The organism is Jonesia quinghaiensis DSM 15701, assembly GCF_000423205.1.
In the GTDB taxonomy this organism is placed as follows: domain Bacteria; phylum Actinomycetota; class Actinomycetes; order Actinomycetales; family Cellulomonadaceae; genus Jonesia; species Jonesia quinghaiensis.
Genome location: NZ_AUHN01000005.1, coordinates 102701 through 128233, shown reverse-complemented (window position 1 = coordinate 128233; position 25533 = coordinate 102701). Strand labels below are relative to the sequence as shown.

Here is a 25533-nt window from a genome sequence, read left to right as displayed (position 1 = left end):
CAACATGAGCGAAAGGTTAAGGTTCAGTTCTGTGGTTCACCCGATGATGGTGTTGACGCAGAATCTGGAGACTCAGTTTCCGGGGCAATAGGCGCCGTTTCAGCCGGTTTTTCAGCAGGTTTACGGGCATGGATCGCTTTAAGAAGCTGATCGCGCACATCAGTTGCTTTCTCAGGGGCAACAGCGGCTGACTCATTGGATTGGGTGACGGCTTCAATGACTTCCGCCCGGTGAATGGTCGTTGACCGAGGGGCATCAATACCAATGCGCACACCGTCGCCGCGGGTGTCAATGATGGTGATGACGACGTCATCACCAATAAGGAGCTTCTCACCAACGCGTCGACTCAGTACAAGCATGTCATCGAGACTACCCTGATTTGTGCTCTCAATCCCACAATGACGGTGTCAACGCCTGAGATAACGTCGCGCCCCACACCACGGAATCGGCAACAAAACCATCAATCCGGGCAACTGGAATACCCAAATGCAGCACCGCGCCGGGCGTTGCGGCGTTTCGCATGTTCCATACCTGCAGTGCATCCAACGACACTGCTTGGCGCACATGATTCACCCACCGCTTCGTCCCGGAGATCTCTTGATCCGCCAACACCGTGGCATAGGTGTAATCCGGGTCGAATGCTTCAAGGATCGCCTGGGCCCGATGCCAATCGGTGGCATCATCCCCAATTCCCACCGCAACCACAACCGGGTGCTCCTGCTCACGCGCCGCAGCACGCAAATCCCTGGCTGACTTGGTTGTCAGCACCAACGGGCCAAAGCGCACCACCGCATCGTGCCGCCCAGCGGTCGCAATACTTTTGTCATCAAGACCTAAATCGCGGGCTAGCTCTTGAGCCACCGCTATACACTGACGGCTTGGCCCCACCACCGCCAAAATTGCGTCTGATTCATACGGCGGGTGCGATGCTCGCGGCACCGTGCTGAGCACATCAGAGATCCGCAGCACATGGCCACCCACCGCTGCCATCGCTGCAGCAACGTGGACTTGTGGCACACCAATACGCAAAAAATCCTCTGTGCTGAGCAGTGACGCTAACTGCGTCACTGGGGGGCGCCCACCGAGCGTGTCGGGAATGTTGCCTATTCCTGCCCCCGGCACGGGCTGTAAAGGAATCGCTGAGGGTATGTCACTGGCCATGCCGCCGATGCGCGCGTCGCGCGTTGGTGGCACAGCCGTGGTTGGTTGCACACTAGCACCGCGCCCAAACGCCGTGGGGTATTCCCCAGAGCCTAGTTGCCCCGCAACTGGTTGACCGGCTGTCGGGGCATTGGAGGTAGGCTGCGCGGTGAACGGCACAAAAGAATCGGTCTCAGGCAGAACCCTGCCAGCCGGCTTTGGGGCTCCTACTGCGTGATGTAGAGACTCCATGACCGCGGTGAACTGCGGGCTTTGGGCCGCAGTCATCACCTCGTCGCCTTCCTCGGCGGCAGCGAGCAATGACTCAAGCCCTTGGGGTACTGCCGCAGAAGCAGCACTGGCGTGGCGAAAGTGTTGCCCTGAGGCGCTGGAAGGCGCGATGATCTCCCCCGACCCCGGCGAGCGCGTGGCCACCGGCGCTGAGGCCGCACCTACGGGGGTGGTCGTTGAGCGAGGAGACCCATTCGTGATGAACGAAACGCGGAAAACTTCTTTAGCGAAGAACCCGCCCACTCCCCCGGTGCGAACCCGCTCCACATTGGACACCGTAACATCGCCATATTCGGTGTAAATGTTACGCATTAACTCGTCAAGGTGGCTGCCTTCACGCTGCAATGGCGTCGACATCACGGACCACCCCAACCGTCTCAATACGGATTCCTGAACCTGTTACCTCAGGGTAAGACATCACCGGCGCCTCAGCATGCTGCAACGTCACCAGCGTGTAAAGAGCTGGACGCAACGATGGAGCACACACCAACACCACTTGGCTGCCAGAAGCCTCCCCAGCGGTGCGCGAGGTAGTGTACGAGCGCAAGAACGCATCGAGCCGTCGTTGCTCCAACAACACCTGCGAACCCTCATCAGAGGTACGCAACCCCTCCAACAACGCCTGCTCAAACACTGGGTCAATAGTCATCACCCGCAACACACCATCACGCACATAACGCGCAGTGATTGAGGGGGCAATAGCCCCACGTGCCGTTTCAATCAACGTTTCAGGGTGCGTGGTGGATTTCGCCTTCAATGACAGAGCCTCATAAATGCGCCCCAAGTCACGGATAGGCACTTGCTCACGCAATAGCCCCTGCAACACACGTTGAATCTCACCGAGGGACAACACTGAAGGCACAAGTTCCTCAACAACTGACGGGTTCACTGCCTTCAACCCTTCGGTGAGCAGGCGCACATCTTCCCGGCTCAACAAACGGCCAGCATTTTGGCTCACCAACGATGACAAGTGAGTAATCAACACCGAAACCCGGTCAATAACCGTCGCCCCCGCCATTTCAGCAGCAAAGCGCATCTGAGCTGGCACCCATTTACCGGCCAACCCAAAGACCGGCTCCACCACCGTGTCACCTGGCAAAGAATCCAAATCATCACCCAGGGCAAGAACACGCCCCTGAGGAAGCTCACCGCGAGCAACTTCAACACCAGAAACCTTCAACACATATGTTGACGGAGGAAGTTCCACAGAGTCACGGGTACGCACCGGGGGAACAACAATCCCCAAATCGAACGCAATTTTGCGGCGTAGACCCCGAATACGAGCGAGCAAGTCATCGTCACTTGAACTATTCACCAGGTCAACAAGGTCTGTGGACAACTGGATTTCCAGCGTGGGAACACGCATGTCCTCAATGAGTCGCTCAGGGGTGTCGTTCGACGGCCCTGGTGCGGCACTCTGCAGTTCCTCAAGGAGGCGAGCCTCTTCTTCTTTCCGTTCTTTGGTTCTGACCTGCTGGGCCACAATCAACAGCAGCGCACCGATAACAAAGAAGGGCAGCTTCGGCATTCCTGGCAAAATACCCAGCGCGATGGAGGACATTCCTGTAATCAGCAGCGCACTGCGTGACTGTGACAACTGCTTAGAGGTAGCACCTGGCAGGTCACCTTCAGCAGTGGAACGGGTGACGATAATACCGGTCGACACCGACATCAACAGCGCTGGGATCTGGCTCACCAGACCATCACCGATGGTCAGCAGCGAGTAGGTTTCCACGGCGTCGCCGATAACCATGCCGTTTTGGATCATGCCGATCGCGATACCACCAACCAGGTTCACCAAGGTGATGATGATACCGGCGATAGCATCACCCTTGACGAACTTCGAGGCACCATCCATCGCGCCGTAAAAGTCAGCTTCCGCGGAAATAGCTGCACGCCTGTTTCGTGCCTGCTCATCGGTGATCAGGCCAGCGTTCAGGTCAGCATCAATAGCCATTTGCTTACCGGGCATCGCATCAAGGGTGAAGCGTGCAGCAACTTCAGAAACACGACCTGAACCATTGGTGATCACCACAAACTGGATCACCACCAAGATGATGAAGATGACCATACCGATGATCAGCGAACTACCCACCACAAAGTGGCCGAACGCATCGATCACTTCACCGGCGTACCCATCACGCAACACCAACCGGGTTGACGCGACGTTCAATCCCAAACGGAACAGCGTCAAAATAAGGATGAGCGAGGGGAAAATTGACAGGTCAAGCGGCTTCTTCACATACATGGCCGTCAACAAAATGACCATACCCATGGTGATGTTTGTGACGATCAAGAAGTCGAGGAGCGGCGCCGGAATAGGCACCACAAGCAGCATAATGATGCCAACGACCCCAAGTGGCAGCATGAGTTTCGACAGGTTATTCATCTTCATCGTCATAGCTCCTTGGGTCATACATGTCTTCAGGGACGTCAGTTGGGGCAGGCATCGCACGGACAGCACCCATTGCGGCACCACGCTGCTTCAGCAGCATCACAAAAGCCAACACTTGAGCAACCGCGGTAAACAAGGCCCCCGGTACGGGGTGCCCAATTTCGCAGTGGCTATTCAAGGCGCGGGCAAGGGGGATGTCACGCACGAGGGGGACGCCATTCTCCTCAGCTGCATCACGAATGCGTTGGGCTACCAGGTTCTTCCCTTTAGCCACAAGTTTTGGTGCGCCCTCTCCGGGCACGTAGGTTAGAGCAACTGCAACGTGGGTGGGGTTAACCACCACCACATCTGCGTCAGCAACTGAAGAGATCATCCGGTTCCGCGACATAGCAAGCTGCCGGGAACGGATCGCGCCTTTAAGCAGCGGGTCACCTTCAGTGTTTTTGTTTTCGTCTTTGACCTCTTTACGGGTCATTTTGGTTTTTTTGCGGTTTCGCTTGCGCACCACCACAACATCCAGGACAGCAAGAACAACACCTGCAGCGACTGCGGTCCACATCAGTTGCATAAATTTGTCCGAGGCGAAACCCAGCACGGCGCGCATCGACAACGCACCAGATTGTTGAATGATGGGGATCATTCCTTGCACGAGCAGGTACAGCACGGTCCCAATGACGATTGTTTTCAACAACGCCTTAACGCCTTGCCACACGGCCTGCATACCAAACTTTTGCTTCACCCCTTTGATGAGGTTGAACTGTTTGAATGTAGGTTTAAGTTTCTTTGTCGCAATGGTGATACCGCCCACCGTGTTCGCTGCGATCGCAGCGACAACGGTGATGGCAAGCATCGGCGCAAGTGCCGGCAACACCCCAGCCAGCGATTCCCCGAGCATGGGGACCACCAAAAGCGGGTCCGGGTTGTCGGCGATGACGCGCACATTCATCAAAAGATCTTCGATGTGCCCCTCAACATTGCCAAACACCAAGGGCAATACTGCAGTGCCTGCCCCGATACCTGCCCATGCGGAAAGGTCCTGGGATTTTTGCAAACTTCCATCACGGCGCACCTCTTTCATGCGCTTCGGGGTGGCGTCCTCTGTTTTTTCTTGTGACTTGTCCTCACTCATCGGATCACCCCCCAAATGTTTTCCAGCGACGCGTTGGTCAACGCCTCAATCATGCGCGGCAGCGTTAAATACACCACCGAAACCAAAGAAATCGTTAAGTAAATTTTCAGCGGGAACGACAACACGAAGACGTTCAACGCTGGTGCAACACGGCTCAGCAGCCCCATCCCAATATCAGCGAGGACTAACACCACAATCAGAGGCCCAGCTATTTGAACTGCTGCCAAGAAAAGGTCAGTTAAACCACCAGCAACGGTTGACCCCACCCGCTCCATCGAAATACCTTCACCCAACGGGGCGAATTCAAACGAACGGATTAACCCACCCACGATGAGGTGGTGCCCGTTTGAGGCGAACAGCAACACCAAAGCCGTCATTTGAAACAGCCGATACATTTGGGCTCCGTTGACCTGGTTCAGCGGGTCAAAGCCCGCGGCCATCGCGAAACCACCGGTCATATCAATCATTCCACCGGCGCTTTCCACAGCGGCGAACACCAAGTACACCAAAAACCCCAAGGAGGCACCGATGACTACCTGCAAGCCAAGGTCCATCATGTATAGCCCGAGGCTCTGCGCCGGTTCCACGGGACCAACGGTTGGCGCCACAGCCAACGCAAGCCCTAAAGCCAGCATCATCTTCACTGTCGCTGGAAACGACCGGGAAGAAAATGGAGGCGCGATCACAAAGAAAGCGATGAACCGCACCGATACCAGCATCACCGTTTCCAGTGCCGCTGCGGACAGGGTAAGAGTCATGATTACCCTGCCAAGAGAGCAGGGATGCGTTCAAACATTGCCGTCGTGAACGCAACGGTTTCTTCAATCATCCAGTGCCCAGAAATGTAGATCACCACTGCAACCCCTAGCGCCTTAGGCACGAAGGAAAGTGTGACTTCTTGAATCTGGGTAATTGATTGAAGCAAAGACACGGCAAAACCAATAGCCAGTGCCGTGATGAGGATTGGCGCACACAGTTTCGCGGTGAGCCATAGTGCTTGGAGTCCAATGTCCAGGACTGCGGTGGTATCCATGAACGCCCCCTACCGATAACTACCGATGAGGGCCGTCACAATAAGTGACCACCCATCAACCAGCACAAAGAGGAGCAACTTGAAGGGCAAGGAGATGATGATCGGAGGGAGCATCATCATACCGAGGGACATCAGCGCCGCGGAGATCACGAGGTCGATGACCAAAAACGGAAGGAAGATAACAAAACCAATGATGAACGCTGCCCGTAGTTCCGACAAGAGGAACGCCGGGATCAAGGTGAGCATCGGCACGGTCTGCGGATCCGTGGGGTTATCTGCCTGCGCTGCACGGGTAATCAGAGCAATGTCTGACTCTCTGGTGTGGGCCACCATAAATTCCCGTAACGGCCCCGAGCCGCCATCAAGCGCGGCCGCAAAATCGATGTCCCCCGCTAAGAACGGTTGGACAGCAATGTCGTTAATTGCTGTCAGGACCGGCCCCATGATGAAGATCGAGAGGAATAATGCGATTCCGGCAATCACCTGGTTGGGTGGAACCGACTGCAACCCCATGGCGTTACGGGTAATGGAGAGCACCACAAGAATCTTGGTGAAGCTCGTCATGAGGAGCAGGAGCGAAGGCGCCACAGACAACAACGTGATTCCGAGGAGCACCACAATTGACGATGACGGCCCATTCTCGGCGCCGCCGATTTGAATGGATAGCCCATCTTCAACTGGTGCCACAGGGTCAACTGGATCAACGAGGTCTGCGTGTGCACCTTGCGCTGTCAGGAGTAGGTGCAAGAGGCTCAGTGCTGCAGTGATCGCGAGGAGCACTGCGGCGCGAGCGAGCCACCGACGCGCGGTGGGAGCCGCGGAGTCGTGTGTGAGCTGCATGGGGTTTACCGCCCGGAAGGTGTGAGCTGCGTGTGGTTTCGTGAACGACCAACACGAGCTGCCTTCATGGCTGCTTTGGCGTGAAGCCAAGTATTGGGTGACAGGACAGATCCTTCTGTCCATGACTGTTTGGCGGAGGGGGTAGTGGAATTCGCTACCTGGCGGGACAGTTCTTTATCAAAGTCCCGTACCTCTGCGGTGCCATGCATGTGGGTGGTGTCCGCTGTTGGCGCTGGGACAGCCTGCGTTGCTGGTTGTGTGGCGGGCATCGGCGCTGGTTTGCTGGAGAGCACTTGCGCTCCACTTTCGGCAACGGACAACACCAGCCGTTCACCGTCAACGTCCACCACAACAAGTTGCACCTTGTTGCTGAGCATCTGACGCCCAGCGACTTGCACCAACTTGCCCGATGCTGGGTTCCGTGTGCTGGTCAGGCCAGACAAAAGCCCTTTGAATCCGCGAGCTGCCCCAGGGGCACGAGCTGGCGTATTACCTGGGCCAGCAAACTTGCGTGATAGCCACATGATCAAACCGATCACCACAATGAGTGAGGCGATCGCCCGCAGTACTACCTGCAGGGTGTCCATCAGGCGAACACCTCAGAGGTGTCAATGATTTCGGTGATGCGCAAACCGTAGTCTTCGTCCACCACAACCACTTCACCGCGGGCCACCAGGTGACCGTTGACGAGGAGGTCTGCGGGGCTGCCTGCAGCACGGTCAAGTTCCACAACGGACCCTGGGGTCAAGTCAAGGACTTGCTTCACGGGAAGTTTGGCCCGGCCAATTTCCACAGTCAACGTCATTTCTACGTCGTACAGGAGGCGAAGCTTGTCTTCACCGCTATTACCGGTGGACATAACAGGTGGGGAAAACGGGCGAATAGCTGGTTCTGCGGGGCTCGGCGTGGTTGCGGGAGCCGCAGGAGCGGTAGCTGCAGGTGCTGAGGTCTGTTCGCTTGGCTGGTCGGGGGTGGAGTTCGACAACGTCATGTCCTCACGGTTGTGGATGGTGAGCCAACCGACGACCTGCGCGCCAGTGGTCAAAGCGAAAGAAATGGGGGCGGCACCTTGGGTGACCGAGGGTGCGGCATCAAGATCCGCAACGATTCCTTGACCAAAGTGCACTGAGGCGGCTTCGAGCGCTGGGCGCACTGCGAGGCGGGCATCAATGGGTTCTTCTGCTTGGGCAAGGGCCTCAAACACTGTGGGGCCAAGGTAGAGGCCAAACGCGTATTGGGTGGAGCCAACCAGTTGGAATCCAAAAGATTCCATTCCTGCGATGGCATCGCCGACAGGAGGAGTGGGGCTCAGGGCAGCGCGCAAGGGCGTGGCGTGGGGAATGAACTCCACGAGGGCGTTTGCACTGTCTTGGAACGTAGCCAAAGTAACCATCAGGACTCCCGTTTGGTGTCGGTGACCTTCACGGCCAGTTGTTTCCCGTTGTTCCCTGGGACGCCGTGACCAATGGTGCGCCCTTCAACAACAATGCGTAGAGGGTGGGCTGCGCCGTGGCGCAGTTCGATGACATCGCCAATTTCCATGGAGTAAATATCCCGGGGGCGCACGGTGATGGAGTTCAGTTGCACACCAACATCGAGCGGGACATCGTTCATCGACAGGCGCAGTCGGTCAAATGAGATGCGCGCTTCTTCCATCTGACTGGCGGAAGGGTCTGCTGCTGCTTCTCCAGCTTTGAGGGGGTTCAGCAGGGCATCGGCAGCAAACATCATGGTGGCTGCGGTGGTGCGCTCAGCAACCGTGAGAGCGAACGTTGCGATGAGGACCGCTTCATTGGCAGGGACCGCCTGCACAAACTGCGGGTTGTATTGGATACCACGCAGTGAGGGGGTCATCGGGGTAATGGAGGAAAATGCATAACGCATGTCCGCCAAAGATGATTCCAACAACGACTTAAACAGTGCTGTTTCGATCTCCGTAAGCTCACGCGGGTTCTCTTCGCGTTCAAGCCCTGGTCCACCGAGGATGTAATCAATCCAAATCATGGTGGTGGGGCTAGGAATTTGGAGAATCGAGGTTGACCGCGTCTCATCAGCGGTAAACAACACCAATGTGGTGTGTGGGTCAAGGGTGTCAATGTACTCGGCGTACGTGACCATCTCGAGTTTGTCGAGATCAATCTGCGCCATGACTCGCAGACGTGAGGTGAGTTGGGTCGCCCATTGGCGCGCAAAAGTTTCGAACGCCATTTCGACGATGCGGGCATGCTCGCGAGCGATCGTCATGGGCCGCCGGAAGTCATAGGGCTCCGGCGGGCCATTGCGATGGCGTCGAGTTGTTGTATCTGGTGCTGTCACGCCTCCCACAATCGGCACGAACCATCGAGCCTTTAGTGTTTGGGGTGTCACACTTCGCCCTGAGGGGGTGATGTTCCCCCTCAGGACACCCAGATGTGGCGTGGGTTACGCGTTATTGGGCCACATAATCGGTGAGATACACGTCCATCACATCGCCGTGGTAAACCTCATCCAAAGCCGCAGCCAACTGTTGGCGCAACGCTTCACGGGTCACCGGGTCCATCACATCAGCGAAAGTTTGGCCCGAGTACACTTCGATCGCCTTGTTGCGGGCTTGCGCTGGGTCAAAGTGATAGGTGTCAGCGTCTTTGGTCATTTGCAAACCAAACCCTGCACGCAGGTAGCGCCCTTCAGCGAGGTTGATGTTCATCGATTCAATGGTGAACACCTCTCCTACTTCTGGGGGCAACTCTTCCTCAGAGGTGTCTCCTCCAGGTTTCAGAACGAAAAAGTAGGCAGCTGCTCCAATAACAGCAAGAACAACAACAGCCACAATAATCATCAAGCCCTTTTTCGACTTCTTTGGGCTCTCCGGTGCTGCAGCAGTTTGATCCGCCTTGGGGGCAGATGTGCGCTGAGGGGTGGCCTGTGGGCGTCCGCCGCTAACCACCCGTTGCTCAATCGGCATTGGTCTCTCCAGTGTCTGTCTCGGTGGCTACTAAGGTGAGGAGGTCGCGGACCCGTTCCGGCTCGGAGGACAAAATAACGATGTCCACACGACGGTTCACGGTCAGGCCGCGTTTTGTGTTGTTTTTGGCCAAAGGACGAGTGTCGCCAAATCCCACAGCAGCAATACGGTCGCCGGAGATTTTGCCTTTTTCTACATATCGCCGCAGAACCTGGGTCGCTCTATCTGAGGAAAGCTCCCAGTTAGATTTGTAATTCACTGACCTCAGTGAATTCGCGTGCCCTTCAATCGATAGTTCGTTGTTCAGCTCACGCATGATCGGCGCAGTCGTGTCAACGACCTTACGAGTGTTTGACGTCAATGTGGCGGTGTCAGGAAGGAAAAATAACTCATCAGAAACCAAACCAACAATCAATCCACGCTCATTGATGCGGTACTCCACAGACCCTTCAAGCCCACGTTTCTTTAACGCTTTGTCGATCCGCTCAGCCAAGGATTCAAGGTTTTCAAACTCTGCACGCGCAGCAGCCATATCCTTCGGGTTAATGGCTTCCTCATCTGAGTCCCCTTCATTGTCGCTGCTGCCATCGTTACGCAGCGCAGTGGCCAACTCACCCTCAGGAGGCACAACGGTTGTGGGAATCACCGAGGAGTTCGTCTCCAAAATGCTTGACCCATCACTGAGGATGGACGTTCCTCCCGAACCACCGAAGCTCACTGCCAACGAAGCAGCAAGCTGTTCGTACTTGGACTCATCAACCTGAGACATCGCATACATCACGATAAAGAGGCCCACAAGAACGGTGAGCATGTCAGCGTAGGACACCAACCAGCGCTCTGAATCAGCGTGTTCTTCTTCGTGGGCACCACCACGCTTCTTAGGGTGCTTTGGCCTACTCATGCTGCTTCCTTCGTGGGCTTACTTGATGGAGGTGCCGTTGACTCAGGAATCAAGGACCGCAATCGTTCACCTACCACACGAGGGTTCGCCCCAGCCTGGACAGCCAAAAGGCCTTCAAGAATGATTTCCATTTCATCGCACTCAAGGTTAGAAATCCGCTTAAGCCGGTTACCAATAGGAAGCCACATCACGTTGGCGGTGAAGATACCCCAGAACGTAGCCAGGAACGCAGCAGCGATCTTGTGCCCTAGCTCAGCGGGTTCAGCAAGGTTCTCAAGCACGTGAACAAGGGAGACAACCGTTCCCACAATTCCAATGGTTGGCGCATAACCACCCATGTCCTCGTAAAACTTGTAACCCACTTTGTCAGAAGCACGTTTCGCTTCGATTTTGTCTTCCAAAATCTCGCGAAGATCCTCTGGGTCCGTGCCATCAATAGCGGAACGTAAACCGTCCCGCAAAAAATCGTTGTCAATATCCTTGGCAGCATCTTCCAGCGCAAGCAACCCCTCACGGCGAGCCTGCTCAGCGAGAGACACAATAGTGTCTACCGCACCAGCAGAGTTCCGCGGTTTCCGGGTAAAAGCAGGGGGAAGAGCCTTCAGCCCATGCACGAGGTCACGCATCGTGCCACCTGCCATAGCCACACCAAAGGTTCCAACAAACACAAGAATCATAGGGGGGAGCAAGAACACTGACATTGGGTCGGCGCCTTCAAGGATGATGGCGACAATAATGCCGCCCATCGCGACGCTGAGCCCAATGATTGTTGCGGGATCCATTACTTGTCCTCCTCAGCGATGGGTGTCACGAGGGTGAGGTCAGGTTGGACATACTCGACGTCTGGCACCAGGTTTTGGGCGCGAGCGATGATGCCAGCACGTTGCTCGTTGATGAGTTCGATAACCTCAGCCATCGACTCACGGACGATGTACTTGGTTCCGTCGACCAGCGTCAGGATTGTGTCAGGTACGGAATCAATCCGCTGCACAAGGTCTGGGTTGAGCGCAAAGCGCTCGCCGTTAAGTCTGGTTACGATGACCACAATAATCCGTCCTTGGGAAAAAGAGAGTCCGTCCGTGTCCTCCGCCAAACTCATCGGCGGGACACGGACGGACGTGAGGAAAAATCTGCGAATCCCCGGGGTTAACGCTTGAGGTTGACGAGTTCCTGGAGAAGCTCATCGCTTGTGGTGATGACACGAGAGTTCGCTTGGAAACCACGCTGGGCAATAATGAGGTTTGTGAACTCTGAGGAGAGGTCCACGTTCGACATTTCGAGTGCGCCACCAACGAGTGCGCCGCGTCCGCCAGCGCCGGCTTCACCAATCTGAGCGTTCCCGGAGTTCACGGACACCCCGTAGAGGTTTCCACCCTGCTTCTCCAAACCAGCTGGGTTAGCAAAAGTGGCCAGTGAAATCTTTCCAACTGCCTGCTTGAGGCCGTTGGAGAATGACCCCAGGATGGTGCCGTCCGCTGTGATCTGGAAGGACTGCAAACTACCTGCCTGTTGTCCGTTGCGGGCCGCAGATTGCACTGTGGTGAGGTTGGCGTAGCCTGTGACGGCGTTGAGTTCAACGTCGATGCCGCCGAGGGCAATCGCGGTCCCTCCGATGGCTGCCCCTGTGGGGTCAAACTCAAGGACAGAGTTTGCTGTTGCACCCGTGGTTGGGTCGTTAGCAGTAACGTTCCATTCCATGTTGCCTGAACCTGGTGCAGTGACTTTTTCGAAGGTCAAGGTCACGATGCGGGCGTTACCGAGGTTGTCATACACCTCAACGTCACGGGTCAGGCTGGTTCCTGTTGCCGCGTCGGACGGTAAGTTGCCGTCGAAGGACAGGTCAGTGGTTTGCTCTGATCCAAGAAGTGCGTTCATGGGGAGTTGCAGCGGTGCCAACGGAGCGTTGACGTTGACGTTTCCGTTGTCTGCAGCCCAACCCATCACATAGGCACCCTCTGAGGACACGAGGTTACCGGCTGCGTCGAAGTCGAAGGCTCCAGCACGAGTGTAGAACTGTTGGCCATCTTTTTGCACCACGAAGAATCCGTCACCCGAGATCATCATGTCTGTGGAACGGTTGGTGACCTGTGCAGCACCTTGGGAGAAGTTCGTGGTGATGCCAGCGACTTGAACACCCAAACCTACCTGAGCGGGGTTGGTTCCACCCTGTGCGCCTTGGGGGGCGCCGGCGTTGGTGAGGATCTGGGACAACGTGTCTTTGAACTGTGTTTGAGACGCTTTGAAGCCTGTGGTGTTGACGTTGGCGATGTTGTTACCGGTGACGTCAAGCATGGTCTGGTGGGATCGCAGACCTGAGATCCCGGAAAAGAGTGAGCGAAGCATAGTTTTCCCTAACGGTTACGGGACCTGGTCAGGCCTGCGGGGTGGGGGTGGTGGGAGTTTGTGCTGCAGTCGATGATGAGATGCCAGCAACGGCATCAAGTGAGATTTCGGTGTCACCGATCTTCACAACAGGAACTTCTCCGGCGTAGCTAATGGAGTCAACAACGCCTGATGCGGGTTTCCCATCCTCGCCGGTGTATGTCACTGTTTGCCCCACCAATGCGGCGGAGGCGACACGCATCTGCAAGGCGAAGTTCTCTTGGGAGATGGTGGTGAGTTTGGTCAGTTGCTCCATGGAGGCCAGTTGGGAGGTCTGAGCCATCATCTCGGTGGTATCCATGGGGCTGGATGGGTCTTGGTTTTTCAGTTGAGTAACCAAGAGGTTGAGGAACATTTCCCCGTCCATGTCTTGCTTAGGTGACCGCACACCGGTAGGGGTGGTGTACATCCCTGCCTGTGTGGTTGTGGGCATTACTGGTGTCTGACTGGTGTCAATCGTGGTCATGGAGGTCCTTCTAGGCGATGACGTCAACGCCGCGTGACGAGTCTGCGGCTGGCTGGTCGGTGAGGGCTGGCTCAGTTTGCGGTTGGTTGGCAGCGGGTGCCGGGCCGCTTCCTGTGTCACTGCGTGACGGTGTGTCGCTGTGACCGCTCTGACTTCCATGTCCGAGGTTGAGGTCTGCTTGGAGGCCTGATCCCTGAAGTTCCTTCTTCAAGTCGGTGACCAGTGGCCGGATGGCGTCGCGTGCCGTGTCGTTCACGCAGGTGATCTCAATTCGGACTCCGTCACTGGTGACGTGAGCTCTAATGGAGATCGGGCCAAGATTTTCTGGGGTGACACGGACCGAGAAACTGTGGTCGCCATTGGCGGCCTGCTTCAGGTGAACTAGAGGGCCTTTGAGTTGGTTGACAAGGTTCTGGCCAACATCGGGCGAGGTGCTTTGTGCCGCTTGGGCTGCTGACACGGGAGCCGCTGAGGTGGTTGCGGTGGTCGTCGTGACGGGCAGTGCGGTGAGTTGCGGTTGGCCATCGCGTACCGGAGTATCTGCAGTGGCAATTTGCGCAGTTGCGGTGACTGCGGCGGTGGGGTTGTCGCTAACAAGCGGTTGCCCCCCTTGTCCAACAATCTGACCAGCAACTCCCCCTGCCACCGCACCCGGAATCGGTGCAGCCCCAGCAACAGGGGCTGTTGTTACTGGTTGGGCTCCAGGAACTCCTGAAGTTGACGCGGAGGTACCAGCGGGTGTGGCCGGTTGACCTACACCGTTTGTGGTGTTCGCAGCTCCGGCGAGCGCAGTGTGCGCCGCTGGTGTTTGGTGGGCTTGTTGTGCACCGTCGATGGGTGCAGGTTCTGCGTCGGTGGTCCCGGCTGTTGGGGCTGGGGTCTCGCTGCCAACACTGTCGTCGGCGGACAGAGCGCCGGTTTCGTCTGGTGTTGTGGGGGCGGTTTCCGGCGCTTGGGGCTGAGCAGTGTCACGTGGTGGGGTTACCGCAGCAGTGAGGTCGTCACCTGTTGTGGGCAGGGTGGCTGGGGTGGTTGTTTCACTGGCAGGTTGTTCTGTCCCTGTGGGAACTTCAGGGGTTGTTTCGGTGGCGTTGTCAGCGGGTACTTCGCGCTGAGTGCCAGCGGTGCCTGAGGCTTCGTGGGAGGCTGTTGGCGCATCGGTGGTTGCCGGTGTGGAAGCATTTTCCGATGCGTGAGCATCTTTGGAACGTGACTTCTGGGTGGATTCGGCGTGGCTGTGTTCCCGAGCTGCACGCTGGAGGTGTTGATCGAATCCGCCATCGCTCCCGGCCTGTTGTGGCCCAGAAGAACGTTGTGTTCGCGCTGGCGCTGGCACTGCTGGCGCTGCAACAGTCATGCTCATACATTTACTCCAGCTAAGTCGAGGGCAGCGCGCTGTGCTGCCACGCTGGCCTTCTGATCGGCAGACATCGCGACTCCTTGAGTGTTTGCTACCTCACTGGCGTCAGGAATCACCCGGCGGATGGCTGTTGGTTTTTCGTAGACGTCCCGCAAGGTGACGTTGCGCCCTGCGTATGGGGCGTCGATCATTTTGCCGTCACCGACATAAATGCCGATGTGTGTGCCGTTGTTGAACACCAGGAGGTCCCCGGCTTGTGCGTCTTTGAGGGACCCTACGGCGCGTCCTTCGTGCATTTGTTGTCGGGCGACTCGCGGCATGGAGATGCCGAACTCTGCGAGGACGTTTTTCACTAGTCCTGAGCAGTCCACCCCTGCGGTGGTGTTTCCGCCCCATTTGTAGGGCACACCGATCCAGTCGCGGGCGGCGTCGACGATGCGTGTCCCCAGTGCGGTGTCACCTTGTGCGGGTGTTGCTTGTGGTGGGGTGGTGGGTTCGGTGCTGCGGGCAGCGTTGAGTGCTGCCTCAAAACCGGTTGATGATGCGGTGGCGCTTTGCTGCCCTACCGCAAGGGATGTCCCCTGTGTGGTGGTCGCGGTAGCGGCTACTGGGGCGGTGGTGACAGCTGATCCCATTGTTCCGCCTGATGCGTACCCTCGTGGCAGTGAGGCGATCTGGGATTCTATGGCGCCTATTCTGGTTGCAACGGCTTCAATTGGCATCGTCGTTGCCTTCCTCTGTCGTTTCTTGAGCGCGTAGTGTGGCGCGGTAGTGGGCTTGGCTTGCGATTTCGTCGAGTTCCACCTGTTCGCGCCTACCCTCTTCTTCGCGTTCGCGTTCTATGTGTCGTTCTTTGAGCTTTTCGATGCCTGCAACGTGTTGTTTTGCGGTGGCCCACCGGTTTTGGGCATCGGTTGCTTCGTTTTCTGCTGTTGCGCTGACCGCTTGAGATTCGGTGAGTAGCACTCGCATGGAGGCGCGTGCTGCGACGGCTGCTTGCCATTGGTGTTCGGTGAGTAGCAGGTCAAATTCGTGGTCACCAAGGCTTTGTGTTGCTCGTACTTCACGGTTGCGGGCTCGTTCTGCTTTTTCGCGGGCTCGTGCTAGTTCTTGCGCTGCCCGTTGTTCAGCAGTTTCTCGGATGCGTAACAGTGACGACAGACCAAATTTCCGTGCCATGTTTCCCCCTCCCCTGCGTGCGCAGCTGTTAGCCGCGTACGTCACCTGTCAGTGCTTGGGTCAGTTGGCGTAGTTGGTTCCACGATTCTTCTGCGGGTGCAGGTTCGCCAACTCCCTGTTGGAGGAACGCGTTGATAGCGTCCTCGTAGGTGATCGCAGCATCGACCTGTGCGTTTGCCCCTGCGGCGTAGGCACCGATGTCGATGAGGTCTTGGACTCCGGCTTTTGCCGCCATGAAGCGGCGCAGCGTTTCGGCCATGGTTTTACGTTCCGTGTCATTGACTTTGCCGGCAACTCGGGAGATTGATGCGAGCGCGTCGATGCTTGGGTAGTGGCCTCGTACTGCGAGGCGCCGGTCGAGCACGATGTGTCCGTCCAGGATGGATCGGGCGGCATCAGCGATGGGTTCGTTGTGGTCGTCTCCATCGACGAGGACGGTGTAGAGACCGGTGATGGTGCCGTGTTCGCTGGCTCCGGCGCGTTCGAGGAGGTTCGCGAGGACAGCGAATGTTGAGGGCGGGTAGCCGCGGGTTGCTGGTGGTTCGCCTGCGGAGAGCCCAATTTCGCGTTGTGCCATGGCGACACGGGTGAGGGAGTCCATCATGAGGACAACGTCGTTGCCGCCGTTGGACAGCCATTGTGCGATGCGTGTTGCGGTGAATGCGGCACGTTGGCGCAGGAGTGCTGGTTGGTCTGAGGTGGCGATGACGACGACGGATCGGGCGAGGCCTTCTGGGCCGAGGTCGTCTTCGAGGAATTCGCGGACTTCACGGCCTCGTTCTCCGATGAGTGCGATGACGGAGAGTTGGGCGTCTGTGCCTCGGGCGATCATGGATAGGAGGGTGGATTTTCCGACACCGGAGCCTGCGAAGAGGCCCATGCGTTGTCCGCGTCCAACTGTCATGAGTGTGTCGACGACTCTGACCCCGAGTCCTAGGGGTTGGTCGACTCGTTGACGGAGTAGTGGGTGTGGTGCGGCGGCGTCTACAGATACGTAGTCAACGCCGGTGATGGGGCCGCGCCCGTCGAGGGGGTTGCCGAGTGGGTCGATGACTCGCCCGATGAGCCCTGGCCCAACTGGTACTTGGATTCCTCCTCCGGTGTGGCGTACTTCAGCGCCAGCGTAAAGCGATGGCATGGCGGTCAGTGGCATGCAGGTGGCGTGGCGGGAGTGGACGGCAACTACTTCGGCTCGGGCTTCGGAGCCAGCTTCACCGATTGCGACGACGTCGCCGACACTGCAGGTCAGTCCTTGTACGTCGAGGGATAGTCCTAGTGCGGCTGATACTTTGCCTACTTTTTCTGGGCGTGCGGCTTCGCGCACGTTGTCCCACATGGGGTCTAGTGCCATGGAGGTCATGGGGTGCCCTCTTGCGCGGTAGTTGTTTCTTGACCGGCGGGGATACCGCATTCGCGCAGGGTGGTGCGGGCTCGCTCTAGTGCGCTGCTGAGGCGGGCATCGAGGAATCCGTGTGGGAGGTCGGCGATGGCGTCGCCGCTCTGGAGGGAGTAGTCCGCCATGAGGTGCATTCTCATTGCTGTTTCGCCGAGTTGTTCTACGACCTTGTCCCAGTGTGCTTGGAGTGCGGCGACGTCCATGGGGTGCATGCGTACGGTGAACTCTGGGGCGTCGATGGGTTCGGCGAGGACTCGTTCAAGTGCCCACAGTGCGCCGTTGCGTACCGGTATTTCTGTTGATGTTTGGGAAATTTCTACCCCGATGATGGTGCTGGCGAGGTCGAATGCCAGTGCGTAGAGCGTGGTGCGGCTTTCTTGGAGCACTGGGGTGATGCGGGCGTCGGCTGCGGCGATGGCTGCGTCCAGTGCCAGCACTGCGGCTGATAGTCGGTCGTCGCGTTCTCGGCGTTCGGCCACTGATTGGGCGTGGAGTTGTTCACGGAGCAGGTCGCCTTCTTGGGCTGCTGCTCGGGCTCCAGCAGCGTAGCCCGCTGCGTAGCCTTGGGCCCGTGCTTGGCGTTCAGCTTCTTGCACACTGTCGTTGTTGAGGGCAACGAGTCGCGTCTGTGTGAAGGACGCACTGCGTACCTCAGGAGACGTACTCATCTTCACCCTCACGGCGTACGGTGATCTGGCCGGATTCTTCCAGCTTGCGGATCATTTGGACGATGGCTGAACGTGCTTCTTCGACCTGTGACATGCGTACTGCACCGAGCAAGTCGATTTCTTCGGTGAGGTTTTCTCGGGCGCGCTCTGAGAGGTTGCGGAGCACGGCGTCACGTTCTGCAACTCCTGCACCCTTGAGGGCGAGTGCAAGGTTGTTGGTTTCGATTCCGCGGAGCACCAACTGGAGGGCTTTGTCTTCCAAGAGCACGATGTCGGCGAAGACGAACATTTGGGAGCGCACTTCTTCAGCGAGGGCAGCGTCGCGGCTTTCCAGACCTTCGAGAATGAGCTTTTCGGTGCCTGGGTCGGCACGGTTGATGATTTCCACCAGGGGCCCCACACCACCGATTGCGGCTGTTTCTCGGGGTGTGAGCACAGCTGAGGCTTTGCGGTTTAGCGCATCGGCGACGATTTGCACGACGTCTGGGGCGGCACGTTCCATCATCGCGATACGGTGGGCAACTTCAGCTTGGGTGGCTGGCTGCAGGCCAGCCATGATCGCTGAGGCGTGTTCTGGCCGCAGGTGCGCCATGACGAGGGCCATGGTTTGTGGGTGTTCACCGTGCAGGAGGGCAAGGACCTGGCGGGCGTCGGCTTGTTGCAGGAACTCGAAGGTTTGGCCGGCCATGGACGCGGAGAGCCGTTCCATGAGTTCGTCGGCTTTTTCGGATCCGAACGATGCTTCCAGGAGTTGGTGGGCGACGTTCATTCCACCGTTGGATACCAGGGACACTCCACCCAGGGTGACCTGGTGGAATTGTTCGATCACTTGGTCAGCGATGCCACGGTCGACTCGTTCGAGGCGGACGATTTCAGCGGTCAGTGCTTCCACGACTGGTTCGTCGAGGCGGGACATGACGCGTGAGGCTCGTTCTTTACCGATTTGCATGAGGACGAGTGCAGCTTTTTGGGTGCCGGTGAGTTGGTCGGCGTTGAATGAGGTAATCATCAGCGGCCTCCCGTGTTGATCCACTCTTGGAGGATCTCGGCCATTTGGCCTGGGTCCTCGTCGGCTAGGGTGATGACGTCCTGACGCTTCTTTTCGGTGCGGAGGGTTTTTTCGTCGGGTGCTGCTGGTAGTTCTGGCATTTCGGGGAACTCGATTTGGTCGAGTTCTTGTGCCACGGTCATGGGTGCTTGTGGCATGAGGTCAACTTCGCCGAGGTCCAGGGCTGGGTCTGGTGCGGTGTCGATGCGGTTGTTCTTGCGCTTGCGTGCTGCCACGATGCTGAGTGCCATGATTGCCAGGAGTGCGATAACGGCGATCCCGATGTTGCGGTACATCTCCATTTGGGCGGCTTCGGCGGCTTCGGCTTCAGCTGCTGCGAGTGCTTCAGCTGCTGCATCGGCTCCTGCGTTATCGAAGGCCATACGGGTGACGGTGACGGTGTCGCCGCGTTCTTCATCCACGCCGGCTGCTGCGGTGACCATGTCTTGGAGGTCGTTAATGTTGATGGTTGCTGCTGCTTGTTCGTCAACTGCCACTGATACGGACTGGCGCCGTACTGTACCTGGTGCGGTGACGGTGCGTTCTGTGGTTTTATCGACCGCGTTGTTGCGTTCGATGGAGGTGTTGTTGTATTCGCTGTCGGCGTCGCCGTTGGGGACTGCGATGTTGTCTGGTCCCAGAACTCCGGCGGCGTTGCCTCCGCCGGTGAATTCTTCGTTGGTTTCGCGTTCGGTGAGTGGTAGGGCGTCTTCGTTGGAGTCGTAGGCTTCGCTGACTCGCTCGGTGGCATCAAAGTCGAGTTCCGCGGTGACGGAGACGACGGCTTTACCTGGGCCGACGATGCGGTCCAGCATGCCTTGCAGGGAGTCGGCGATGCGCTGCTCGTACTGCTGAGTTTCTTTGAGGTTCGCGCCGTTGGTTCCTTCTGCACCTACGGCAGAGAGTACTCGGCCGTCGGCGCCGATAACGGCGACGTTTTCAACTTTCATTCCTTCAACAGATGCGCTCACAAACTGCGAGATCGCTTGGACCTGGTCGTCTCCCAGGGTGACGCCAGCTCGTGGTTTGACGAACACGGAAGCGGTGGGGTCGGCCTCTTGAGACACAAAAACGGTGTCTTCGGGCATTGCCAGTTGGACGGTTGCGAGTTCGATGCCGTCCATTGCGTTGATGGTTTTTGCGATTTCACCCTCAAGTGCACGCTTGTATGTGACGTTCTGTTGGAAGTCAGAGGAAGTCATTCCCATGTTGTCCAGGAGCGAGTAGCCGCCTTCTGCACTGGGGGTGATTCCGCTTGATGCAACTTTGAGGCGCTGGTCGTACACTTGCCCGCTGGGGACAAGGATGGTTGAGCCTCCGTTGGTGAGTTGGTATTCGACACCGTTTGCAGCGAGTTGGTCCACAATTGCTGCGGCGTCTGCTGGGGCCAGGTCGGTGTAGAGAGGTTGCATTTGGGGTTTGGACGCCCAGGTTGCCAAGGCGACGATGGCGATAACCACGCCGACCATACCGATCAACGCGAGGGTACGCTGAGCGACGGTAAATTCACGGATCGCTGCGAACAAGCGCGCGAAAACGTTCGTGATTTGCTGAGGCATCAGGCTTGCATCCTCATGATCTCGTTGAACGCGTCAACTGCCTTGTTGCGGACGGCGGCGGTCAGTTCGAGGCTGACTTTGGCTTCGGTGGAAGCAATGGTGTAGTCGTGGATGTCGTCGAGGTCGCCGGTTACTGCTTGAACGGCGAGCGCTTGTGACTTGTCCTGTAGGCCCTGCAAGTTACCGATGGAGTCTGTCAGCATGCTGCCGAACGCAGAGCCTGAGACATCATTGGTTGGTGCTTGTGGTTCGATCAGCCCGGTGGGCATGAGTGAGGCGAGTGACGTTGTGGGGGTTGCTCCACCGATAGCGCCGATAGCTGGGATTGACATTAGTTGCGTCCAATCGATAGAGCTTGCTCATAGGTGGCCCGCGCACGTTCAACGACGGCGGTGCTGGCCTGGTATCCGCGCTGCGCCATGATGAGTTGGCTCATCTGGGATGACATGTCGATGTCGGGGTAGCGCACGTACCCTTCTTCATCAGCGAGGGGGTGGTCTGGTTCAAACACCATGCGGCCTTCTTCACTACCAAGGGCAATGCCCGCTACACGGGTGCCTTCGGTTTCAGTGGGGCCGCCGCCTGCGGTTGCCACAACGTATTTCGCTTGGAAAGCGGCTTCGTCGGTGGGGCGCACGGTGTTGATGTTGGAGAGGTTGTCGCTCACGGCATCAAGCCACTTGCGGTTCACGGTGAGTCCTGTGCTGGCGATGCCAATGGCTCCGAAGGTGGTCATCAGTTAGTCCTCATGGCGGTTCGCAGGGATGAAAAGGTGCCGTCAACCGCTTGGGTAGCTAGTTGGTACCGCAACACTGTGTCGATGTTGAGCAGTGTTTCGGTGTCGAGGTTGACGTTGTTTCCGTCGAGCCGTGTTGGCTCCAGTGACCTGCTAACGGTGGAGGTGACTGCACCGTTGCCGCGTTGGACTTGGCGTGAGAGTTCGTCCTCGAATGTCACGCGCTGGGCATGATAGTTCGGGGTGTTGATGTTGGCGATATTGTTCGCGATCACGCGTTGCCGCTGTGAGAGGCTGTCGAGCGCGCTGTTTAGCGCGACGTAGGTCACTGAGTCAAACACGGGTTTCCTCGTGGTTGGCGTGGGTGGCCTATCCGTGGCCTGTGGCGGCATTCCTTTGCTCCGCACTACCCATCGGTCGACATTGACCAACATAAAGAAAAAAGTGGGGACCAGTCCCCACTTTTTTCGATGACTCTTGTCAAACCTCGTAACACTGGGGGTATTCGACTCCCCAACGACCTAGCCTTGCGTGTCCAAGTACACCGGACCACTGTCCGGGCGAGCATGCCTGGGCGCCATTGCGTCGAGCTGACCAGCAACATCGTCCATCGCCTCGGAAAGCATCCGCGTTACCCGCCCCTGGCGGACAGAAATATCTTTGGCGTAATCCACGAGATCTTCAGGAATTGTGACGTTCGCCGGTGGGGCTCCAACACCTAGTGCCGGATCGCTCAAAACTCGCTCCGAAGCCCGCGCATCCCGGTTCGCTGGCCTACCACCATTATTGCTGGGGTTTTCCGCAACTAACTCTTCGGCTCGGGCGAGCGCGGTATCTAACTCAACCAAGTAACGTTGCCACTCATCACGATCAGCCAACGCCCAATTCTCCAAACGAGCTAGCACCCGTGCTCACCGGAAGCCGGCGCGGAGCGGGAGCCGCTTGAGCTGACTTCGCAGCAACCTGCTGAGCTGCCTCATGCCAGGTTTGGCGCAGAGGTTCAATAATTTCGCGGCAGTCACGAACTTCGCTGACTTCCTTGGACGTGTTCGCGGACACCAAAGCGGAGTACAAGTGAAGGTAGAGTGCCTGCAATTGACGGCCTCCCTCCCACATCTCAACGTTGAGGGTATTCGTTAACTCCGTGACAATGTCCTGCGCGTGGATCAGGTGGGGTGTCGCTTCCAGCGGAGTGCGTGCCTCAATTGCTTTTTCTGCCCGCTCAAGGTCAAGTACAAGACGATCGAACAGCATCGTGAGGAGGCGGGCCGGACTTGCGGAATACACTGCGTCTTGCAGGTAGGTGTCTTTGTTCATGGTGTAGTTCATTGTCCCTGTCCTCAGTCTCAGCTATCCCAGGATGGCAAGGACGCAAGTTGTCCTGACAGCCATGTTGATTGCGATTGGATCCCCGACAGGGCAACTTCCAGCGCGGTATAAACCTGCACGAGGTTCGCGCGGCGTTGCTCGAGACGGTCATCCCAGCGTTCGATCTGTTTGGTGTAATCGGCAGCAAGTGACTGCTGTCCCTGAATACGGCGGGTGAGCGTTCCTTCGTCTTTGTGTGATGTTGCCTTGCCGGCCGCTTCAATGCGGGTAGCAACGCCGGTCAGCATGGCTTGTGTAGCTGAAGGGTCGTCAGTAAAGGCTGTCTTAAACTTTGCGGCATCAAAAGCAAATGTGCCGTCCCTGTTGAGGGTGATACCGATGCTCGCTGGTGACTTCCCATCAACCGGGAATGAAGCTGCCTCACTAATTTGTGAGGCGAGCTGCCGCACCCCAGAGTCACCAGTAAATACGCCACCTTTAGCCGTGGCAGTTCCGGTAGAACTCGTCGACGTGGTGACCTTGGACTGTGAGGAGATCTCACTAAGAATGAGGTTGAGCTGGGCAACGAGGTTCTCCCCCAGCTTGGTGATCGCGTCGTCATCTTTCACGACGTCTACCGTGATGGCCGCGTCGGTCGGAGCGCTGACCTTGGTGACAGTGACATCAACACCGGCCATCAGGTCATCAAACGTGTTCGATGCGCTGGTAACAGCGCTACCGGGAAGCGCAAGGTCTGGCCACAGGGTGATCTGTGCATCCTGGGCGGCACGGATTTGGCTGAAGTCGCCCTCTGCTGACCCTGATGTCACCGTGTAAGAACCTTCAGTGGCGCCCGTGGCGGTCGAGGACAGTTGCAAACGGGAGCCGCCGGCAGTGTTGACCAATGTTGCCTTGACTCCTAGGTCACTTTTGGCATTTATCGCACTTGCCAGGTCAGTCAGTGACGTTGAGGAGGGCGTGATCTCGTGACTGACACCTTTGCCGTCAGTGATGGTGAATTTTCCGTCAGTCAGAAGCGTCGATGCATCTGCGAGCACACCACTAAGTGAGCTGCGCCCCTGTGCGAGGGCATCAACCCGAAACTCAATCGACCCTGCCGTTGCACCTGTTGCGGTAGCAACAGTCACGCTGTCGGCGCTGGCGTTGCCCTTCCAGACATCGAAGCTTGCTGCTTTCATTGCTTTGGCAGCATTCTCTGTCAGGGAAGCGACTTTAGTGTTTAACGCTTGAAGAGCAGTGATGAAGGAGTTTGTCGTTTTTTGCTTGGATTGCAGCTGGGTCTGGGGGATAGCCTCGATCTTCATGAGGTTGTCGATAATCCCCGTGGTGTCGAGACCGGAGGCTAACCCGCCGATAGACATGCTCATACTGACTCATCCTCATCTGTCTGTGAAGTGTTCTGTCTGATTGATCGGCACTTCACGCTACGCTATAAGCCTTTCCGTCCACATCACCGCAATCGTGCTTCACCTCCCCGTGAATGCCACAATGGCGTGGCCCGGTGAGGCCACGCCATTGCGTGATGCTTTTCTCTGGTGAGGGGTTACCCCATCAGTGATTAGCGCAGGAGGGAAAGAACACCCTGTGGGATCTGGTTTGCCTGGGCGAGCATTGCGGTGCCTGCCTGGGACAAGATCTGTGCACGGGTGAAGCTGACCATTTCCTGAGCCATGTCGGTGTCGCGGATACGGCTCTCAGAAGCTGAGAGGTTCTCCACTGCCACGTTCAGGTTCTTGATGGTGTGGTCGAAACGGTTCTGGACCGCACCGAGGTCTGAACGAACAGTTGACACGGTCTTGATCGCAGCGTCAATTGCGGTGATTGCACCTTCAGCACCAGTTGCTTCAGTGAACTTCACTGAGGCAGCGTTAACCTCGTTGGCTGTTGCAGCAGCAGCAGGAGCGTTACCGGTAACAACAAGCTGGTCGCCGGTCACGGTTGCTGAGGCGATGTCTGTACCAAAAGCAGCAGTAACAGCATCAGTCAACTTGGTGGTACGTGCAGCAACATCGTCAGCAGCGTCGTACTTCACGCTGGAGAGGTCGAAGGACTTGCTTCCGACCGTGATGGTGCCGTTGAGCTCTTCGAAAGCAGCCGCAGTTGTCAGAGCAGTGCCTGAGGTGGTGACGGTACCAGCGGTACCAGCAACTGCGTTAACAACTGTTGCGGTTGTTGCGGTGCCAGCAGTGACATCCACACCATCCACGCCGAGGCCGTTGGCGCTCATTGCAGTACCCACGGCGACGTTGATCGACTCACCAACGTTGGCGCCTACTTGGAATTTACCGTTGTAGGAACCGTCGAGGAGCTTGGCACCGTTGAACTGGGTGGTGTCGGAGATACGAGTAAGCTCTGACTTGAGCTGACCCATTTCTGCCTGGATGTTGTCCTTAGCATCGGTTGACAAACCACCGGTGTTGGAGGACTGCACGGAGAGGTCACGCATACGTTGCAGGATTGCGTGTGACTCGGTCAGTGCGCCTTCAGCGGTCTGCACCACGGAGATGCCGTCCTGAGCGTTGCGAACTGCAACCTTCAGGCCACCAATCTGTGAGCGCAGGCCCTCGGAGATCGCCAGGCCGGCAGCGTCGTCTGCTGCACGGTTGATGCGGAACCCAGATGAGAGCTTCTCCAGTGACTTGGAGAGGTCGTTCTGAGTGACGGACAGGTTGCGGTACGCGTTGGTGGCCGCAATGTTCTGGTTGATCGAGAGACCCATGATATCCTCCGTGATTTG

The 25533-nt window shown here is 57.4% G+C and carries 30 protein-coding genes; all 30 read right to left on the bottom strand.

Annotation, left to right across the window (positions count from 1 at the left end; all coding sequences use genetic code 11):
* Positions 1–23 precede the first annotated feature (23 nt).
* Positions 24–359, bottom strand: a complete 336-nt coding sequence (gene csrA / locus G538_RS0103820) for a carbon storage regulator CsrA (protein WP_029068277.1) — start codon at positions 357–359, stop codon at positions 24–26.
* Positions 360–387: 28 nt separating this feature from the next.
* Positions 388–1788 carry a hypothetical protein gene (locus tag G538_RS0103815; protein ID WP_029068276.1) on the bottom strand — a complete coding sequence of 467 codons (1401 nt, stop codon included), beginning with the start codon at positions 1786–1788 and terminating at the stop codon, positions 388–390.
* The gene (gene flhA / locus G538_RS0103810) at positions 1766–3826 is read right to left on the bottom strand and encodes a flagellar biosynthesis protein FlhA (protein ID WP_029068275.1); all 2061 of its coding nucleotides are present in this window, start codon (positions 3824–3826) and stop codon (positions 1766–1768) included. Before flhA ends, G538_RS0103815 begins: the two co-directional genes overlap by 23 nt.
* Positions 3813–4955, bottom strand: coding sequence for an EscU/YscU/HrcU family type III secretion system export apparatus switch protein (locus G538_RS14935; RefSeq protein ID WP_035833177.1), 1143 nt, complete (start codon positions 4953–4955; stop codon positions 3813–3815). The genes flhA and G538_RS14935 overlap by 14 nt, the downstream gene beginning before the upstream one ends.
* Entirely contained in the window at positions 4952–5713 is a 762-nt protein-coding gene (gene fliR, locus G538_RS0103800; RefSeq protein ID WP_029068274.1) for a flagellar biosynthetic protein FliR, read from the bottom strand. Before fliR ends, G538_RS14935 begins: the two co-directional genes overlap by 4 nt.
* 2 nt (positions 5714–5715) lie before the next feature.
* Complete coding sequence (fliQ, locus tag G538_RS0103795) at positions 5716–5988, bottom strand: flagellar biosynthesis protein FliQ (RefSeq protein ID WP_029068273.1); 273 nt, start codon at positions 5986–5988, stop codon at positions 5716–5718.
* Positions 5989–5997: 9 nt separating this feature from the next.
* Positions 5998–6828: a flagellar type III secretion system pore protein FliP gene (fliP, locus tag G538_RS0103790; RefSeq protein ID WP_029068272.1), complete on the bottom strand. Its 831-nt coding sequence runs from the start codon at positions 6826–6828 to the stop codon at positions 5998–6000.
* 5 nt (positions 6829–6833) lie between these two features.
* A complete protein-coding gene (locus G538_RS0103785) occupies positions 6834–7415 on the bottom strand; it encodes a flagellar biosynthetic protein FliO (protein ID WP_029068271.1) in 582 nt (193 codons plus the stop codon).
* The gene (fliN, locus tag G538_RS14930; protein ID WP_051196554.1) at positions 7415–8221 is read right to left on the bottom strand and encodes a flagellar motor switch protein FliN; all 807 of its coding nucleotides are present in this window, start codon (positions 8219–8221) and stop codon (positions 7415–7417) included. The genes G538_RS0103785 and fliN overlap by 1 nt, the downstream gene beginning before the upstream one ends.
* Positions 8221–9144, bottom strand: coding sequence for a flagellar motor switch protein FliM (locus tag G538_RS0103775; RefSeq protein ID WP_029068270.1), 924 nt, complete (start codon positions 9142–9144; stop codon positions 8221–8223). The genes fliN and G538_RS0103775 overlap by 1 nt, the downstream gene beginning before the upstream one ends.
* Positions 9145–9256: 112 nt before the next feature.
* Positions 9257–9772 carry a flagellar basal body-associated FliL family protein gene (locus G538_RS0103770; RefSeq protein ID WP_029068269.1) on the bottom strand — a complete coding sequence of 172 codons (516 nt, stop codon included), beginning with the start codon at positions 9770–9772 and terminating at the stop codon, positions 9257–9259.
* On the bottom strand, positions 9762–10673 hold the full coding sequence (locus tag G538_RS0103765) for a flagellar motor protein MotB (protein ID WP_029068268.1): 912 nt from the start codon (positions 10671–10673) through the stop codon (positions 9762–9764). The genes G538_RS0103770 and G538_RS0103765 overlap by 11 nt, the downstream gene beginning before the upstream one ends.
* Positions 10670–11455: a motility protein A gene (locus tag G538_RS0103760; protein WP_029068267.1), complete on the bottom strand. Its 786-nt coding sequence runs from the start codon at positions 11453–11455 to the stop codon at positions 10670–10672. The genes G538_RS0103765 and G538_RS0103760 overlap by 4 nt, the downstream gene beginning before the upstream one ends.
* Positions 11455–11718, bottom strand: a complete 264-nt coding sequence (locus tag G538_RS0103755) for a flagellar FlbD family protein (protein WP_029068266.1) — start codon at positions 11716–11718, stop codon at positions 11455–11457. The genes G538_RS0103760 and G538_RS0103755 overlap by 1 nt, the downstream gene beginning before the upstream one ends.
* A 101-nt stretch (positions 11719–11819) precedes the next feature.
* Positions 11820–13016 (bottom strand): flagellar hook protein FlgE, encoded by a 1197-nt coding sequence (locus G538_RS0103750; RefSeq protein ID WP_029068265.1) that lies wholly within the window; start codon positions 13014–13016, stop codon positions 11820–11822.
* A 28-nt stretch (positions 13017–13044) separates the two neighbouring features.
* On the bottom strand, positions 13045–13521 hold the full coding sequence (locus G538_RS0103745) for a flagellar hook assembly protein FlgD (RefSeq protein ID WP_084618057.1): 477 nt from the start codon (positions 13519–13521) through the stop codon (positions 13045–13047).
* Between the two features lie 10 nt (positions 13522–13531).
* The gene (locus G538_RS0103740) at positions 13532–14884 is read right to left on the bottom strand and encodes a flagellar hook-length control protein FliK (protein WP_029068263.1); all 1353 of its coding nucleotides are present in this window, start codon (positions 14882–14884) and stop codon (positions 13532–13534) included.
* Positions 14881–15603 (bottom strand): C40 family peptidase, encoded by a 723-nt coding sequence (locus tag G538_RS17210; RefSeq protein ID WP_051196553.1) that lies wholly within the window; start codon positions 15601–15603, stop codon positions 14881–14883. The genes G538_RS0103740 and G538_RS17210 overlap by 4 nt, the downstream gene beginning before the upstream one ends.
* On the bottom strand, positions 15593–16060 hold the full coding sequence (locus tag G538_RS0103730; protein ID WP_029068262.1) for a flagellar FliJ family protein: 468 nt from the start codon (positions 16058–16060) through the stop codon (positions 15593–15595). The genes G538_RS17210 and G538_RS0103730 overlap by 11 nt, the downstream gene beginning before the upstream one ends.
* A gap of 28 nt (positions 16061–16088) precedes the next feature.
* Entirely contained in the window at positions 16089–17420 is a 1332-nt protein-coding gene (locus tag G538_RS0103725; RefSeq protein WP_029068261.1) for a FliI/YscN family ATPase, read from the bottom strand.
* Positions 17417–18124: a FliH/SctL family protein gene (locus G538_RS0103720; RefSeq protein WP_029068260.1), complete on the bottom strand. Its 708-nt coding sequence runs from the start codon at positions 18122–18124 to the stop codon at positions 17417–17419. The genes G538_RS0103725 and G538_RS0103720 overlap by 4 nt, the downstream gene beginning before the upstream one ends.
* Positions 18108–19133: a flagellar motor switch protein FliG gene (gene fliG / locus G538_RS0103715; RefSeq protein WP_029068259.1), complete on the bottom strand. Its 1026-nt coding sequence runs from the start codon at positions 19131–19133 to the stop codon at positions 18108–18110. The genes G538_RS0103720 and fliG overlap by 17 nt, the downstream gene beginning before the upstream one ends.
* Positions 19133–20731, bottom strand: coding sequence for a flagellar basal-body MS-ring/collar protein FliF (gene fliF, locus G538_RS0103710; protein ID WP_029068258.1), 1599 nt, complete (start codon positions 20729–20731; stop codon positions 19133–19135). Before fliF ends, fliG begins: the two co-directional genes overlap by 1 nt.
* The gene (gene fliE / locus G538_RS0103705) at positions 20731–21063 is read right to left on the bottom strand and encodes a flagellar hook-basal body complex protein FliE (protein WP_029068257.1); all 333 of its coding nucleotides are present in this window, start codon (positions 21061–21063) and stop codon (positions 20731–20733) included. The genes fliF and fliE overlap by 1 nt, the downstream gene beginning before the upstream one ends.
* A complete protein-coding gene (locus G538_RS0103700) occupies positions 21063–21467 on the bottom strand; it encodes a flagellar basal body rod protein FlgC (protein WP_029068256.1) in 405 nt (134 codons plus the stop codon). The genes fliE and G538_RS0103700 overlap by 1 nt, the downstream gene beginning before the upstream one ends.
* Positions 21467–21808: a flagellar basal body rod protein FlgB gene (flgB, locus tag G538_RS0103695; protein ID WP_029068255.1), complete on the bottom strand. Its 342-nt coding sequence runs from the start codon at positions 21806–21808 to the stop codon at positions 21467–21469. The genes G538_RS0103700 and flgB overlap by 1 nt, the downstream gene beginning before the upstream one ends.
* A gap of 180 nt (positions 21809–21988) precedes the next feature.
* Positions 21989–22345: a hypothetical protein gene (locus G538_RS0103690; protein WP_029068254.1), complete on the bottom strand. Its 357-nt coding sequence runs from the start codon at positions 22343–22345 to the stop codon at positions 21989–21991.
* Positions 22338–22796, bottom strand: coding sequence for a flagellar export chaperone FliS (gene fliS / locus G538_RS0103685; protein WP_029068253.1), 459 nt, complete (start codon positions 22794–22796; stop codon positions 22338–22340). The genes G538_RS0103690 and fliS overlap by 8 nt, the downstream gene beginning before the upstream one ends.
* Before the next feature lie 17 nt (positions 22797–22813).
* Complete coding sequence (fliD, locus tag G538_RS0103680; RefSeq protein ID WP_029068252.1) at positions 22814–24163, bottom strand: flagellar filament capping protein FliD; 1350 nt, start codon at positions 24161–24163, stop codon at positions 22814–22816.
* A 191-nt stretch (positions 24164–24354) separates the two neighbouring features.
* Entirely contained in the window at positions 24355–25515 is a 1161-nt protein-coding gene (locus G538_RS0103675; RefSeq protein ID WP_029068251.1) for a flagellin N-terminal helical domain-containing protein, read from the bottom strand.
* Positions 25516–25533 lie beyond the last annotated feature (18 nt).

Bases quoted from the DNA above. Each gene is read 5' to 3' on its own strand.
- G538_RS0103745 (WP_084618057.1), bottom strand. From the start codon at position 13,521: ATGACCACGATTGACACCAGTCAGACACCAGTAATGCCCACAACCACA.
- G538_RS17210 (WP_051196553.1), bottom strand. From the start codon at position 15,603: ATGCCAATTGAAGCCGTTGCAACCAGAATAGGCGCCATAGAATCCCAG.
- fliR (WP_029068274.1), bottom strand. From the start codon at position 5,713: ATGACTCTTACCCTGTCCGCAGCGGCACTGGAAACGGTGATGCTGGTA.
- G538_RS0103785 (WP_029068271.1), bottom strand. From the start codon at position 7,415: ATGGACACCCTGCAGGTAGTACTGCGGGCGATCGCCTCACTCATTGTG.
- G538_RS0103760 (WP_029068267.1), bottom strand. From the start codon at position 11,455: ATGGATCCCGCAACAATCATTGGGCTCAGCGTCGCGATGGGCGGCATT.
- G538_RS0103765 (WP_029068268.1), bottom strand. From the start codon at position 10,673: ATGAGTAGGCCAAAGCACCCTAAGAAGCGTGGTGGTGCCCACGAAGAA.
- fliQ (WP_029068273.1), bottom strand. From the start codon at position 5,988: ATGGATACCACCGCAGTCCTGGACATTGGACTCCAAGCACTATGGCTC.
- G538_RS0103770 (WP_029068269.1), bottom strand. From the start codon at position 9,772: ATGCCGATTGAGCAACGGGTGGTTAGCGGCGGACGCCCACAGGCCACC.
- G538_RS0103675 (WP_029068251.1), bottom strand. From the start codon at position 25,515: ATGGGTCTCTCGATCAACCAGAACATTGCGGCCACCAACGCGTACCGC.
- G538_RS14935 (WP_035833177.1), bottom strand. From the start codon at position 4,955: ATGAGTGAGGACAAGTCACAAGAAAAAACAGAGGACGCCACCCCGAAG.
- G538_RS0103815 (WP_029068276.1), bottom strand. From the start codon at position 1,788: ATGTCGACGCCATTGCAGCGTGAAGGCAGCCACCTTGACGAGTTAATG.
- fliD (WP_029068252.1), bottom strand. From the start codon at position 24,163: ATGAGCATGTCTATCGGCGGGTTAGCCTCCGGTCTCGACACCACGGGG.
- fliN (WP_051196554.1), bottom strand. From the start codon at position 8,221: ATGGTTACTTTGGCTACGTTCCAAGACAGTGCAAACGCCCTCGTGGAG.
- G538_RS0103725 (WP_029068261.1), bottom strand. From the start codon at position 17,420: ATGACCTCCATGGCACTAGACCCCATGTGGGACAACGTGCGCGAAGCC.
- fliF (WP_029068258.1), bottom strand. From the start codon at position 20,731: ATGCCTCAGCAAATCACGAACGTTTTCGCGCGCTTGTTCGCAGCGATC.
- fliE (WP_029068257.1), bottom strand. From the start codon at position 21,063: ATGTCAATCCCAGCTATCGGCGCTATCGGTGGAGCAACCCCCACAACG.
- G538_RS0103700 (WP_029068256.1), bottom strand. From the start codon at position 21,467: ATGACCACCTTCGGAGCCATTGGCATCGCCAGCACAGGACTCACCGTG.
- fliS (WP_029068253.1), bottom strand. From the start codon at position 22,796: ATGAACTACACCATGAACAAAGACACCTACCTGCAAGACGCAGTGTAT.
- G538_RS0103720 (WP_029068260.1), bottom strand. From the start codon at position 18,124: ATGAGTACGTCTCCTGAGGTACGCAGTGCGTCCTTCACACAGACGCGA.
- flhA (WP_029068275.1), bottom strand. From the start codon at position 3,826: ATGAAGATGAATAACCTGTCGAAACTCATGCTGCCACTTGGGGTCGTT.
- G538_RS0103730 (WP_029068262.1), bottom strand. From the start codon at position 16,060: ATGGCACGGAAATTTGGTCTGTCGTCACTGTTACGCATCCGAGAAACT.
- G538_RS0103740 (WP_029068263.1), bottom strand. From the start codon at position 14,884: ATGAGCATGACTGTTGCAGCGCCAGCAGTGCCAGCGCCAGCGCGAACA.
- fliP (WP_029068272.1), bottom strand. From the start codon at position 6,828: ATGCAGCTCACACACGACTCCGCGGCTCCCACCGCGCGTCGGTGGCTC.
- G538_RS0103750 (WP_029068265.1), bottom strand. From the start codon at position 13,016: ATGCTTCGCTCACTCTTTTCCGGGATCTCAGGTCTGCGATCCCACCAG.
- fliG (WP_029068259.1), bottom strand. From the start codon at position 19,133: ATGATTACCTCATTCAACGCCGACCAACTCACCGGCACCCAAAAAGCT.
- csrA (WP_029068277.1), bottom strand. From the start codon at position 359: ATGCTTGTACTGAGTCGACGCGTTGGTGAGAAGCTCCTTATTGGTGAT.